Here is a 14,025-nt window from a genome sequence, read left to right on the forward strand (position 1 = left end):
CGCCATGAGTAACGATGCATTGAAAGCCGAGGTGCTGACTCGCCTGCTGCACGCTCACCCCCAGGGGCTGGGCAAGGAAGTGCTGGACAACTACCGGGGCGAGAAAGCCGTGGCCGGTATGCTCAAGACGCTGCAGGAGGCCGGTTTGATCCAGGATGGCAGCGTGGCGGTGAGCAGCGACCATCAGATCAGCGTGAACTACCCCATCAAACTCTCGGCTGCGGGCGTGGAGGCAGCCAGGCAGGCAGAGTCCTGAGTCAAGCGAGCGTAGCTTTCCTGGCCAAGGGCTCGAGACAGCCCGCCCCAAGCAGTACCGTGTTGATCGCGGGGGCCGCTGAGCGGCCCCTTTGCGACAAATGCCACCTTCACGGGGATTTTTCGACGTCCCGCGGTGGCTTGGCAGGCCCTTGAGGGTCGACTTGCGGATCCTCCACATCTGGCGAATCGGGGTCGAAACCCAAGTCCTGGCGTTCGTTCGCCTGCTCGGACGAATGGGGCCCTTGGGGATGTTTTTCTGGCTGTTGTGGTTCAGGCATGAGGCTATCTCCGGTGAGTGTCTAGGGAAGAAATCACCAGCCAGAAAAAGTTTGATTAATCTGTATCCACCGCTAGCTGGGCACGGCATTGAACCAACGCTGCATCACGTTGCTTCAGTTGCTCCTCGAGTTGCTGCAGTTGGCGAGCCTGTTCCGTGCACAAGTCGCGCCTGGCCTCCAGGCTCTGTGCCTGTACATCCAGCTGCCGACGCATTTCCTCGCTGGCACCCTGCGCCTGGGCCAGGATAGTGCGCAAGCCCTGGATCTGCGCATCACGCTGTTCCAGCAATTCATCCTGCGCCCTACAGGCGCTGGTGGCCTGTCGGTGCTCGCCCAACAAACGCTCGTTGTCGCGGTGCAGGCGGGTCAGCTCGTCCTGCTTGACGATCATGCCCTGCTGCAGCTGGCGCACTTCCACCTGCAACTGTTGCAGCTGCGCCTCGTGGCGGCGCTGTTCCTGTTCACGCTGTTCGCGGCTGGCGTTGCGGTAATGCTCCAGCGCGTCGCGGGCATGACGGTGCTTGTCTTCCAGTGACTTTACCTGCTCGTCCTTGTCGGCCAGGCGCACCTGCAGCTCGCCCAGCGACTGGTTGAGGCTGGCACTGCGCAGCTGTTCGGCCTGCAGGGTGCTTTGGGTGGAGAGCAGTTTCTCCGATTCGGCCGCCAGCGCGGCCGCGTCAATCTGATGCTGCTGATGCGCCGCAGCCAGTGCCTGCTGGGCAATCGCCAGCTGCGCCTCCAGTTGTTCGCGCTGTCGAGTGAAGGCGCTTTCGGCCTGCTCGATCTTCAGGTCGGCCTCGTCCTGCAACTGGGTTGCCAGCTGCCCGACCATTCGGCTCAGCACGTCGCTCAGCGCAATGCCGCCCTCGGAGGCCACAGGCTGCTGGCCATTCAACTCTTTCAAGTAGCGGTGAATCGTGGTCTTGGAACCGGTGTTGCCCAGTTCGATACGTATGGCATCGATGCTGGGGTTCTCGCCCCGGGCAATCAGCGCCTGACGCGCCTGCTGCACTACAACCTTGTTGATACCGCCCCGGGCCATGCTTGCTCCTACGATTTTGTACCGTGTTATGTACCATGTAATTACGTACCAATTATGGAGACAGGCCATTGCCCATGCAAACATTTCCTATGGTGGAATAATCACGGCTTATCGCATGTTAGTGGTTCATGAAGGCCGCGCAAGGGAATAAAGCAGTACGCCAGACAGCAAAACGCCCCACTCGGCTTCAAGCCGGCGGGGCGCTGCAGAATGCTGACGCAGGGAGCGTCAGGTGTAGCGTTCAACCCTGGCAGGCGTTCTACGCATCAGCACCTTGCCGTTGCGTACCGACACCAGCGCATGCCCCTGGCTGCGCACCATTTCGTAATCGTCCGGCGCCGACAGCAGCAACAGGTTGGCCGGCCGCCCCACTTCGATGCCGTAGCGCTCGCCCAGGTTCAGGGTGCGGGCGCTGTTGTCGGTGATCAGGTCCAGGCAGCGCTGCAGGTCTTCGTAGCCAAGCATGTGGCAGATGTGCAGGCCGGCCTCGAGAATACGCAGGATGTTGCCATTGCCCAGCGGGTACCAAGGGTCGACGATGGAGTCCTGGCCAAAGCACACGTTCATCCCGGCCCGGTCGAGCTCGGCCACGCGGGTGACGCCGCGGCGTTTCGGGTAGTTGTCGAAACGCCCTTGCAGGTGAATGCTCTCGGTCGGGCAGGACACGAAATTGATACCCGACTGCTTGAGCAGGCGGAACAGCTTGTAGCAGTAGGCATTGTCGTACGAGCCCATGGCCACGGTATGGCTGGCTGTCACCCGGGCGCCCATGCCGCGCACCCGTGCCTCTTCGGCCAGCACTTCAAGAAAGCGCGACTGCGGGTCGTCGGTCTCGTCGCAATGCACGTCCACCAGGCAGCCGGTACGCTCGGCCAGGTCCATCAGGAACTTGACCGACGACACGCCCTGGTCGCGGGTGTTCTCGAAATGCGGGATGCCGCCAACCACGTCGGCACCGATGGCCACCGCTTCGGCCATCAGCGCCCGGCCGTTGGCATAAGACTCGATACCCTCCTGGGGGAATGCGACGATCTGCAGGTCGAGCAGGTGGCGTACTTCGTCACGCACTTCGACCATGGCCTTCAGCGCGGTCAGAGTGGGGTCGGTGACATCGACATGGGTACGTACATGCTGGATGCCATGGTCCACCAGCATGCCGATGGTCTTTTTCGCGCGGTTCTTGATGTCGTCGTGGGTGGTGATCGCCTTGCGCTCGGCCCAGCGCTCGATGCCTTCGAACAGGGTGCCGCTCATGTTCCAGTGCGGCTCGCCGGCGGTCAGCGTGGCGTCCAGGTGGATGTGCGGTTCGATGAAGGGCGCCACCACCAGGTTCTGCCCGGCATCCAGGTCATCGGCAGCGCGCGTCGCCACCCCTTCGGCCTGGGGCACGATGGCGGCGATGCGTTCGCCGCTGAGCTCGATGCGGAACAGGCCGGGCTTGCCGCGCAGGCGTGCGTTGATGATGTTCATGATGCTTCTCCCTGGGCTTTGCGGGTGGCCCTACCAGCATAGTGGCCGAAATCTGATCTGCCCGGTTAGCGCGGACCTTTGCAGGAGCGGCCTTGTGTCGCGAAAGGGCTGCGAAGCAGCCCCAGGATTTCAGCGCAAATGCACAAATTGCTGGGGCTGCTTCGCAGCCCTTTCGCGACACAAGGCCGCTCCTACAAGAACTCGCGCAGGGCCATGCAGTGCGTTACTGGCTAACCAAGCCCATCTGCCAGAAGTCCGCCTCCAGGCTGGACGCCTGGCCGAAAATCCCCACCAGCTCGGCAAACCGTTGCTCGGTCATGCTCCGCGCTGCCAGCTCGTCCAGATGCTTGCGCGCCGCGGTGGCGACACCCTGGTAGCCTTCACCGGCATACTCGGCGATCCACTCGCGGTACGGGTGATTGCTCAGATCGCCAATGCGCTCGGACAACGCCCGGCCAATCTCGGCATAGCCGATCACGCAAGGCGCCAAGGCCACATGCAACTCCAGCAGGTCACCCGCGGCACCGCAGTCCAGCACATAGCGGGTATAGGCAACCGTGGCCTGGCGCTCTGGCGCGGCCTCGATATCCGCCTGGGTCAGGCCCCAGCGTGCGCACAGGCGCAAGTGCAACTCGGTTTCATCCAGAATCGCCGCCAGCCCGGCCTGCGCGGCGCGGATGTCGGCCGGGCGACGGCTCTTGTAGGCGGCCAGCGCCCAGGCGCGGGCGAACTGGATGAGGAACAGGTAATCCTGTACCAGATAGGTGCGGAAGGCGGCTTCGCTCAGCGTACCCTCGCCCATCTGGCGCACGAATTCGTGGTCGACATAGCTGTTCCACTGCGGCGTGGCAGCAGCCTTGAGGCGGTCGAAGATATCCATGCTCATTTGTCCTCCGGGTAGACGGCATCGAAGAAGGCCAGCTCCAGCGCCACGGTGCGCTGGTAGAAGTCAGCCGCCAGCGCGGCTTCCTGCGGGCCGACGCGGTCGAGTTCGGCTTGCAGAAAGGCAACGAAGCCCTGGAATGCCGGGTTGTCGTGCAGGGTGATCCATTCGGCGTGGACGAAGTTGTCCGGCAGCGGTTTTGGCGCCTTCAGCGCCCAGTCCAGGTACAGGCCTTCGGCGACATTGAGCACCGCCAGCGCGGCCACATAGGACCGGGTGGCCGCCGCTTCGCGCATGATCGCCTTGAAGCCTGCGGTTGGCACGGTGTCGGCCGGTTCGCTGCGTTGCGCGGGGCTTACCCCCAGGGCCTCGAAGGCGCGCAGGAAGTAGGTGTTCTCGTCACTGGAGATCATCCCGGCAAAACGACCGAAGCGCAGGCGCGCCTCGAAGGTGTCGGCGGTGGCGATGGCCGCGCCCAGCAGGGTCAGGAAGCTGTCGAGGAAGCGGTGGTCCTGCACCAGGTAGTCGACCATGATCGGGTCCGGCAGGCTGCCGTCGCACAATTGGGTGACGAAGCGGTGGCCAACGGCCGCCGACCAGGTCGGCTCGCTGCGGCGGCGCAGGGACTGGCTGAAGCGTTCGGTCATGTTGCTGTCCTTGATGGGGGTGACAGCGAGACCGCGATGGTTGGCATGGACGGGCCTCGCAGTGAGGCCGGCAAAAAGGCAGGTTTCAAGTCCCATCCCTTCGCCGGCATGATCCGGATCAGGTTCGAAGGGTCACCGCGCTGCAGCATCCAGCGGTTTCTCAGCCCGTTGCCGGGCTCCCCTTGGTGGCGCTCAGGTATACCCCAGGGCGCCGCTGCTGTCACCACCCAATCTGTGGGCAATGGGTGACCCACTAGTGGGGCCCCTCACCCATTTTTGACGCCGTTGTATTTAGCGCGCATCAGGCGCCACAAGGATTTGTTTAGAAACACATTCCTCGCATTTGGGTTGGCACAGCCGTTGCTCCAGCCCCAGAAACGGGCAAAACGCCACTGATGGCTGAAAGCCATAAGGCCGCGAGCGAGGCATAAGGCAATGAAAACACCTGCCGTGATCAACCCTGCCAGGCATGCATTCCAGCTGTCCACCCTCACCACGCTGATGCTCGGCCTCGGGCTGGTCACGGCTACCGCCGCTCCCCTCGACGACAACAGCATGCCACCGCCGACCGACCCGTCGGCCTACACTGACCAGCCAGCCGACCCGACCCAGGCGTTGCTGGACCTGTTCAACATGCCGCCGGCCAACCAAGGTTCGCTGGAGCTGACCAATGGCGTGTACGGCGACCGCGACACTGTACGCGCCAACAACGTGCTGCCGCCGGCCCTGCAAACCGACAACAAATACCCCACCAATGGCAAGCCCAGCCCGCTGTTCGGGGCATTGCCGTTTACCCAGCAGCTACTGCTATTCGAGGAATTCGGCACGGAGAAACTCGACCCCACGTTGCCGCAGCCGCCCCTGACCTTCCCGGTGCCCACCCTGGGCGCAGCACCGGCGCAGGACCCCAACGTGGTGGCGCGCAGCGGCCCTAGCGGCACGGCCCTGGAAGCCTTCCTCAAACAACCGGGCCTGTACCCGTTCCCGACCCAGTATTCCAACGTGCTCGACCGCAACCCGTGGAAGGCGCAGATCGAGATGTTCCTCAACCGCCAGCCGGTCGGCTCCCCGGCGGAAGGCCGGCCACCAGGAAAAGGCTGGTCGCACCAGCGCTGGAACGAGTTCTACCCGCAGGCGGGCTTCAAGACCGCCCAGGCCGGTGCGCGCATCAATCAAGGCCTGCGTGACCGCAAGCAACTGCACAACTATGCGGTCGGCGAGTTCGCCCCGGGCGGCCTGTACTACCAGACCTCTGACATCCCGAACACGCTGGGCACCACCAAGGGCATCGACACCCGCTTCCATCCGAGGATGCCCCTGCAAAACCACAAATCGGTATGGACCTTCGACGGCACCTTCCCGCCCAAGCTGCTGATGGCGCGCTATGGCCAGCCGATCCTGATGCGCCACTACAACGCCCTGCCGATCGACCCTTCGGCCAACAACGGCTTTGGCCTGCACACCCTTTCCACCCACGAGCACAACGGCCATTCGCCGGCCGAGAGCGATGGCTATGCCAATGCCTACTTCTTCCCCGGCCAGTATTACGATTACCGCTGGCCGTTGCAGCTGGCCGGCTACGACACCATCAACACCCGCGCCCAGGACGCACGTGCGGCGTTCCCCTGCTCGCCGGGCGAAACCCTGTTCGTCAATGACGCCTCGCCAGGCCTGAAAACCTGCCAGAACGGCAGCATCAAGATCCGTGGTGACTGGCGCGAAACCATGAGCACCCACTGGTTCCACGACCACATGATGGATTTCACGGCGCAGAACGTCTACAAAGGTAACGCCGTGATGATGAACTACTACAGCGCCCTGGACCGCGGCAATGAGGCGCTGCAGGATGGCGTCAACCTGCGTTTCCCCAGCGGTTCGGGCATGCCGTGGGGCAACCGCGACTACGACGTCAACCTGGTGATCGCCGACAAGGCCTGGGATGCCAACGGCCAGCTGTGGTTCAACCCGTTCAACACCGACGGCTTCCTCGGCGACCAGATACTGGTCAACTGGCAGTACCGGCCCACGCTCAAGGTACGCGCGCGCAGCTACCGCTTCCGTATCCTGAATGGCTCGGTGTCGCGCTACTTCAAGTTCGCCGTGGTGCGTGAAATTGCCGGTACCAGTGGCGAGTTCAAAGGCCCGACCGGCTCCAACCTGTCGTATGCGCGGGTGCCGTTCCACATGATCGCCAACGACGGCAACATCATGGAACACACCGTGCCGTTCGACGGGACGATGGACCTCAACGGTGACGGCAACCTGCAGGACAACAACGGCATCCTGCCGCTGCAAGGCATCGCCGAGCGCTACGACATCATCATCAACTTCGCCAAGAACGGCATCAAGGTCGGCGACAAGCTTTACTTCGTCAACCTTGAGGAACACCAGAGCGGCAAGGGCCCGGAAGGCGCCATCTCGCTGGCCGATGTGTTGTCGGAAAAGTACAAGCCAGTGATCAAGCAGACCAGCAAAGGCCCACGCTGGGAAAACGGCGACCCAGGGATCGGCAAGTTCCTGCAGCTTGTGGTACAGCCCTACAGCGGCCAGGACCTGAGCATGAACCCGGCAGCCTATGAACCGGCCAAACCGGGCAAGGCCGCAGGCATGAAGATGCTGCCGCTGCCGATCGACCGCAACTCTGCCAGCGACCAGGCCAAACTCCAGGCTGCCCGCCACCGCGAGTTCATCTTCGGTCGTTCCGACGGCACCGACACCCAGCCCTGGACCATCAAGACCGATGGCGGCTTTGGCTACAGCATGGACCCACGGCGCATCAGCGCGGCGCCACAGCTGGCCCAGCAGTCCACCGATGCCGGCTTCAGCGGCGACGGCACCCTGGAAGTGTGGAAGATCATCAACGGCGGCAATGGCTGGAGCCACCCGGTGCATGTGCACTTCGAGGAAGGTGTGGTGCTCAGCCGCGACGGCAAGGCACCGCCAGAATGGGAAAAATGGGCGCGCAAGGACGTGTATCGCATCGGGCCGGACATCGATTCTTCGGAAGAGGTGGAAGTGGCGATCCGCTTCCGCGAGTTTGCCGGTACCTACATGGAACACTGCCACAACACCCAGCATGAAGACTCGTCGATGCTGCTGCGCTGGGACCTGGAGCACCCAGGCCAGTTCCAGGTGATGCCGACCCCGCTGCCAGGCTGGGATGGCGTGGAGTACGTCGCTTCGGTTGGCCTGCCGACCTTCCGCACCAAAGACCATGACGACGACGACGCGGCCAACAAACCGCCAGTCGCGGCCAACGACAGCGCGGCTACCACGGCCGGCAAGCCGATCACCCTGAACGTGCTGGCCAACGATACCGACCCGGAAGGCAACCTGCCGCTGACCGTCGTCGGCCTCAGCCAGCCGGACTCCGGCCAAGGCAATACCAGCACCGATGGCACCAAGGTGACCTACACCCCGCCGGCCACTGTCACCACGCCGTTCACCGCCAGCTTCAACTACTCGGCGCGTGACGCCAAGGGCGCCGAATCGGTGGCACCGGCCACGGTCAGCATCGCGGTAGGCTCGGCAGCGGTGGTCGACCAGATCCAGGTCACCAGTGCCACGGTACAGGTGCTCAGCAGCAACCGTTTCACCTGGGAAATTGCTGGCACTACCTCGGTGGCCACGGGCAACAGCATCACGGTGACCGCGGCCACTACCGGCGGCCCGGTGAACCTGGGCACCGCCACGATGACCGCCACGGGCAGCGGTGCCAGTTGGCGGTTGGTGGCAACCACCTCCGGCTACGGCCCGGCCACGCCGGCGACAGTGGCCGTGAAGTCGGCGCTGGGGCAGAGCGTGACCGCGCCAGTCAGATACAAGTGAGGGTAAAGCGGGGGCCGCCATGCGGCCCATCGCCGGCAAGCCATGTGCAGTCCCTGTGGGAGCTGGCTTGCCGGCGATGGGCTGCATGGCAGCCCCGATCCCGTTATCGACGAGGACCGCATCATGTCCGGCTCATGGCGTTTCCTGCTGGTGCTCTCGCTGTTCGCCGCCAGCATCCCGTTCTGGCCGCTGCAACCGCAGCACCCCGTGGCCGAGGAAGCTGCAACGCCCTGGGGTGCCGACTACTTCCCCAACATCCCGCTGCTCACCCAGGACGGTGAAAAGGTGCATTTCTTCGACGACCTGATCAAGGACAAGGTGGTCGCCATCAACTTCATCTTCACCGGCTGTTCCGACTCCTGCCCGGTGGAAACCGCCCGCCTGCGCCAGGTGCAGAAAATCCTCGGTGACCGGGTAGGCAAGGACATCTTCCTCTACTCCATCAGCATCGACCCCTACAACGACACCCCCGCCACCCTCAAGCGCTACGCCGAAAAGTTCGGTATCGGCCCCGGCTGGACGCTGCTCACCGGCGAGCCAGCCGATATCGAACAATTGCGCCGCAGCCTGGGCCTGTACATCGATGGCCTGGAAAACGGCCGCTCCAAAGACCACAACCTCAGCCTGATCATCGGCAACCAGGCCACCGGCCGCTGGATGAAAGCCTCGCCCTTCGAAAGCCCGTACATCCTCGCCGACCGCCTGGGCAACAGCCTGCACAACTGGAAACAGGCCAGCGCCATGGCCAACGACTACGCGCAGGCTCCCGAGGTGCGCGCCCCCAGCAGTGGCGAGCAGCTGTTCCGTACCCGCTGCTCGTCCTGCCACACCCTGGGCAACGCCGAACCAGGGCAGCCCGGCATCGGCCCCGACCTGCTGGGCGTGACCCGCCAGCGTGATGCCAACTGGCTGACCCGCTGGCTGAAGGAGCCCGACCTGATGCTGGCCCAGAAAGACCCCTTGGCCATGCTGCTGTACGAACAGTACAACCGTGTGGCCATGCCCAACATGCGCCTGGGCGATGCCGAAGTCAGCGCGCTGATGAGCTACATGGAGGAAGAAACCGCGCGCCTGCAGACGCCGCTGGCCGATAAGGGAAATCCTTAAAGGCAATTAGCCATCAGTCATTAGGCTGTCATCTTACTGTCGTATTTTTCGACCATCACCCAGGGTCGGGAACTATCAGCAGTGATTCGCCGTTCGCTTTCATCCGCCAGCCTTCTGCGGCTGCTGATCCTGATGCTCTGTGCCGCCACCCTGGCCTTTCTATGGGGGCTGCACGTTTCGCAGAAGGCCGCCGCCCGCCAGGACGCGCTGTCGGCCAAGGCCGCCGAGCACTTGAACCTGGCCAGTATCGTCGGCGAAAGCCTGCGCCAGCTGGTGGATCGTGCCCAGGCCGTGGGCCGGGTCACCCAGGACGACATGAAGGTGCTGCGCCAGGGTAGCGTCAGCCTGGCGCGGATGCTTGCCGAAGACCCGGTCTTCAAGCGCATGAGCCTGTACGACCGGCAAGGCCGGCTGTTGTCTGCCAGCCATGCCGACGAGGCCGCCGAGCTGCCCGAAGACTGGTTGCGCCAGCTGCAGCGGCACGTTGCCCGCTACGGTTTCAAACCGTTCCTACCCAGCGTGCAGCCCCCCGGCCAACCGGCCACCCTGCCCAACTGGCACCTGCCCTTCCTGCTGCCGCTGACCAACCTGCCCGGCCGCGAAATCGACAATATCCTGGTGGTGCAGCTGGACATCGGCTACCTGGCGGTGCTGCTACAGCACATCGACTTGGGCAGCAGCGGGCTGGTGCGCCTGTTGCAGGATGACGGCCTGGAGCGGTTGCGCATCGATAGCAGCGGCGTGGTGGTGGCCGGCGACGCCCTGCTGCCCGGGCTGCCGGACAGCGGCAGTGAAGCAGGCATGCTGACCCAGTACGCGGCCGGCGACCCGTACCAGAGCCTGTACCGGCGCCTGCCCGAGCGGGGTTTCAGCGTGGTGGTCAGCCAGCGCCAGGACGAAATCCTCGCGCCGTCGACACTGGCCTATTCCCGGCAGTTCTGGCTGAACCTGAGCATGACCCTGATGATCCTCGCCAGCCTGCTGTGGACCTTGCGCCTGTTGCGCAAGCGCCAGGAGGCCTTCAACGCGCTGGAACAGGCCCAGCAGGTCAACCAGCAGTTGATCGGCCGCCTCGAGGACGAACACCGGCGCAGCAGCCATGCCGCAGCTACCGACCACCTCAGCGGCCTGCACAACCGGCGCCAGTTCGTCGAGGTGGCCAGCCAGGCGCTGACCCGGCAACGCGGCAAGCGCCGGCTGATGGCGATCCTGTTCATCGACATGGACCGTTTCAAGTCGATCAACGACTCGCTCGGGCACAAGATCGGCGACCTGCTGCTGCAGGCCGTGGCCGGGCGTATCCAGCGTCTGCTGGAGCCAGGCGACGAGGCTTCGCGCTTTGGTGGCGACGAGTTCGTGGTGCTGCTGGCCGGCGAGCGCAGCGAGGAACAGATCAATGCCTGGGTGCGCGTACTGGTGCAGAAGCTGTCGGCCACCTACGCGCTGGACGGCCAGGAGGTCAACACCAGCCCCAGCGTGGGCGTGAGCATCTGCCCGCGCGATGGCCAGGACATCGACAGCCTGATCCGCAGTGCCGATGCCGCGATGTACTCGGCCAAGCAGGCCGGGCGCGCCCAGTACCGTTTCTTCGACCCGTCGCTGAACCTGGCCGACATCCACGCCTTCACCCTCGAACAGGCCTTCGGCAGCGCCCTGGCCGAGCGCCAGTTCGTGCTGCACTACCAGCCACAGATCCGCCTCGACACCCAGCAGGTGCTGGGCTACGAAGCGCTGGTGCGCTGGGACCACCCCGAGTTCGGCCTGCTGTACCCGGACCGGTTCATTGACCTTGCCGAGCGCAGCGGCTTCATTGTCGAACTGGGCTGGGAGGTGCTGCGCCTGGCCTGCGAGGCCTTGTCGGGTTGGGACGCCCAGGGCCGGGAGACGCGGCTGGCGGTCAATGTATCCGCCCTGCAGCTACGCCAGGCGGACTTCGCTGCACGGCTATTGAGCAAACTGCAGCAGTACGCCATCGCCCCACAGCGGCTGGAGCTGGAAATCACCGAAACCACCATCCTCGACCCCGAAGGCACGGCGGTGGCGCACCTGCACACCCTGCGCGACGCTGGCCTGGGCATCAGCCTGGACGATTTCGGCCGCGGCTACGCCGGCTTCGCCCACCTGCACTCGCTGCCGCTGAGCAAACTGAAGATCGACCGCTCGCTGATTGCGCCGCTGTCCAACAGCCACGACGACAGCCCGATCGTGTCGTCCACCATCATCCTTGCCAAACGCCTGGGCCTGGAAGTGGTGGCCGAAGGCGTGGAAACCCGCGAACAAGTGGTGTGCCTGAAGCTTGCCGGCTGCGATATCGCCCAGGGCTACCACTTCAGCCGGCCGCTGTCGCCGGCGCAGATGCGTGACTACCCGCTCTTCAACGGTGTCGAGGACAAGGCCTGCGTGTAACGCAAGCCAGATCGGGGCTGCTTCGCAGCCCATCGCGACACAAGGCCGCTCCCACAGGTACAGCGCTGGACCTGCAGGCAGCGCAACCCTGTGGGAGCGGCCTTGTGTCGCGAAAGGGGCGCAAAGCGCCCCCGACAATCCCGCCAGCATCGCAGTCAGGACAGGCAACCCATTTCGGTTTATCGTGTGCCCATCATCTACTCGCACCCGCACCATGACCGACATCGAGCGCTACCTCCGCGCCGCCACCCGTGACAACACCCGGCGCAGCTACCAGGCCGCCATCGAGCATTTCGAAACCCACTGGGGCGGTTTTCTGCCGGCCACGGCCGAGAGCATCGCCCGCTACCTGGCCGACCACGCCGATAAGCATGCCGTCAGCACCCTGCGCCAGCGCCTGGCGGCGCTCAGCCAATGGCACGTCGCCCAAGGTTTCCCCGACCCGACCAAGGCGCCGCTGGTGCGCCAGGTGCTACGCGGCATCCGCACCTTGCACCCGACCCCGCCCAGGCAGGCCGCGCCGCTGTTGCTGCAGCACCTGCAAAGCGCAGTGGAATGTTTCGAAGAAGAAGCCCGCCAGGCCCGGGAACAGCATGACCTGGCCACCCTGCGCCGGGCGCGTCGCGACGCTGCGCTGCTGTTGCTGGGTTTCTGGCGCGGTTTTCGGGGTGATGAACTGGCACGCCTGCGCGTGGAACACATCCAGGCCGAGGCTGGTGTCGGCATCACCCTGTTCCTGCCGCGCAGCAAGGGCGACCGCGAGGCCCAGGGCGTACAACACCGCACCCCGGCCCTCAAGGCCTTGTGCCCGGTCATGGCCTACCTGCAATGGCTGGAAGTCGCCGGCATCGCCCATGGGCCGGTGTTCCGCAAGCTCGACCGCTGGGGCAACCTCGGCGACACCGCGCTCAACAGCAACAGCCTGGTCGGCCTGCTGCGGCGCATGCTGGAGCGCGCCGGGGTACCGGCGGCGCTGTATACCGGCCACTCGCTGCGCCGTGGCTTCGCCACCTGGGCCACGGCCAACGGTTGGGAGTTGAAGGCGCTGATGAGCTATGTGGGCTGGAAAGACGCCAAGTCGGCATTGCGCTACATCGACGCGGCGCAGCGCTTTGGCGAACTGGCCGTGCTACCGGCCAGCCAGGCGCAAAAGCTCATTCCTTGAAGGTGTGCCGGGCGATGCCGCCAATTTCCGGGCTGATGGCATACAGGTCGCCAGCGTCGGGGTAATGGTGCAGGTCTTCGGCACTCATGCCGAAGCGCGCGGTACTGATGAACAAGGTGTTCATCCCCGCTCCGCCAAAGCAGCAACTGGTGGGGCACGGCACTGGCATCAGCACCTGGTCGGTGAGGTGGCCGTGGCGGTCATAGCGCAGCAGGCAACTGCCATGGTACTGGCACACCCACAGGCCGCCTTCGCGGTCCAGTGCAAGGCCGTCCGGCCGCCCTAGTTCGGCAGGGGTTTCGGCAAACAGGGTGACCGCACCAAGACGGCCTTCGGCCAGGTACCTGGCGCGGTAGATCGAGCGCGCCGCCGAATCGACGAAGTACACCGTGTGGCCATCCTGCGACCAGGCCAGGCCGGTGGGCAACGCCATGTCGTCGTGGATCACCTGGTCGCTCAACTGCCCGTCAAAGCGGAACAGCGCCCCGGTGTTGCCACTCAGGGCATCGTCCATCAGCCCGGTTACGAAGCGGCCCTGCGGGTCGCAGGCGCCGTCGTTGAAACGGTAGGTCGAACGTGGGTGAACCGAGACCGAATGCCGGCGTACCTTGCGCAGCGGCACGTCGAAGATGGCCACGCTGGCGTCTTCGGTGAAAATCAGGTTGCCCTGGTCGGTCAACGCCAACGCGCCGATGCGTGCCGCGGATTCGTACAGGCACTCGGCTTCGCCATCGGGCGTCAGGCGGTTGATACGGCCGCCAGAGATATCGACGAAGTACAACGCGCCGCTGCATTCATCCCAGACCAGGCTTTCGCCCAGGTCGGCGCGGGTGTTGGCGACGTTGACTGGCACATGGCTGCATGCCTTGAGGCGGTTACGCAGTTCGCCCACCTCCGCCAGCGTCATGGAACAGGCCAGTCCCAGGCCCTGTGCGGCATCG

11 protein-coding genes and 1 riboswitch are annotated in these 14,025 nt (G+C 64.5%); of the genes, 5 read left to right on the top strand and 6 right to left on the bottom strand.

Annotated features, from left to right (window positions below):
• Positions 1-4: 4 nt before the first annotated feature.
• Positions 5-256 (top strand): hypothetical protein, encoded by a 252-nt coding sequence (locus ABNP31_RS13410; protein ID WP_013972652.1) that lies wholly within the window; start codon positions 5-7, stop codon positions 254-256.
• A gap of 109 nt (positions 257-365) precedes the next feature.
• Here ABNP31_RS13410 and ABNP31_RS13415 read toward each other — a convergent pair whose 3' ends face one another.
• The 5 genes from ABNP31_RS13415 to ABNP31_RS13435 all read right to left on the bottom strand — a co-directional run bounded on the left by ABNP31_RS13415 (position 366) and on the right by ABNP31_RS13435 (position 4,578).
• Positions 366-536 carry a DUF6021 family protein gene (locus ABNP31_RS13415; protein WP_350012366.1) on the bottom strand — a complete coding sequence of 57 codons (171 nt, stop codon included), beginning with the start codon at positions 534-536 and terminating at the stop codon, positions 366-368.
• 55 nt (positions 537-591) lie between these two features.
• Positions 592-1,578: a DNA-binding protein gene (locus tag ABNP31_RS13420; RefSeq protein WP_085664820.1), complete on the bottom strand. Its 987-nt coding sequence runs from the start codon at positions 1,576-1,578 to the stop codon at positions 592-594.
• A gap of 228 nt (positions 1,579-1,806) precedes the next feature.
• The gene (codA, locus tag ABNP31_RS13425; protein WP_350012367.1) at positions 1,807-3,048 is read right to left on the bottom strand and encodes a cytosine deaminase; all 1,242 of its coding nucleotides are present in this window, start codon (positions 3,046-3,048) and stop codon (positions 1,807-1,809) included.
• Between the two features lie 223 nt (positions 3,049-3,271).
• Entirely contained in the window at positions 3,272-3,934 is a 663-nt protein-coding gene (tenA, locus tag ABNP31_RS13430) for a thiaminase II (protein ID WP_350012368.1), read from the bottom strand.
• Complete coding sequence (locus ABNP31_RS13435; RefSeq protein ID WP_075046974.1) at positions 3,931-4,578, bottom strand: TenA family protein; 648 nt, start codon at positions 4,576-4,578, stop codon at positions 3,931-3,933. The genes tenA and ABNP31_RS13435 overlap by 4 nt, the downstream gene beginning before the upstream one ends.
• Before the next feature lie 78 nt (positions 4,579-4,656).
• A riboswitch (TPP riboswitch) is annotated at positions 4,657-4,771 on the bottom strand.
• Between the two features lie 242 nt (positions 4,772-5,013).
• On the opposite strand from ABNP31_RS13435, the gene ABNP31_RS13440 reads away from it, so the two are divergent.
• From ABNP31_RS13440 to ABNP31_RS13455, 4 genes are all read left to right on the top strand, one after another.
• Positions 5,014-8,406: an Ig-like domain-containing protein gene (locus ABNP31_RS13440; RefSeq protein ID WP_350012369.1), complete on the top strand. Its 3,393-nt coding sequence runs from the start codon at positions 5,014-5,016 to the stop codon at positions 8,404-8,406.
• Positions 8,407-8,529: 123 nt separating this feature from the next.
• Positions 8,530-9,513 carry an SCO family protein gene (locus tag ABNP31_RS13445; RefSeq protein ID WP_350012370.1) on the top strand — a complete coding sequence of 328 codons (984 nt, stop codon included), beginning with the start codon at positions 8,530-8,532 and terminating at the stop codon, positions 9,511-9,513.
• Between the two features lie 81 nt (positions 9,514-9,594).
• Complete coding sequence (locus tag ABNP31_RS13450) at positions 9,595-11,919, top strand: putative bifunctional diguanylate cyclase/phosphodiesterase (RefSeq protein WP_350012371.1); 2,325 nt, start codon at positions 9,595-9,597, stop codon at positions 11,917-11,919.
• A 214-nt stretch (positions 11,920-12,133) separates the two neighbouring features.
• Positions 12,134-13,084 (top strand): site-specific integrase, encoded by a 951-nt coding sequence (locus tag ABNP31_RS13455; RefSeq protein WP_350012372.1) that lies wholly within the window; start codon positions 12,134-12,136, stop codon positions 13,082-13,084.
• Here ABNP31_RS13455 and ABNP31_RS13460 read toward each other — a convergent pair.
• Positions 13,074-13,991, bottom strand: a complete 918-nt coding sequence (locus tag ABNP31_RS13460; protein WP_350013421.1) for an SMP-30/gluconolactonase/LRE family protein — start codon at positions 13,989-13,991, stop codon at positions 13,074-13,076. The two genes, ABNP31_RS13455 and ABNP31_RS13460, sit on opposite strands and share 11 nt — an antisense overlap.
• Positions 13,992-14,025 lie beyond the last annotated feature (34 nt).

This window comes from Pseudomonas asiatica (assembly GCF_040214835.1).
Classification (GTDB): domain Bacteria; phylum Pseudomonadota; class Gammaproteobacteria; order Pseudomonadales; family Pseudomonadaceae; genus Aquipseudomonas; species Aquipseudomonas putida_Z.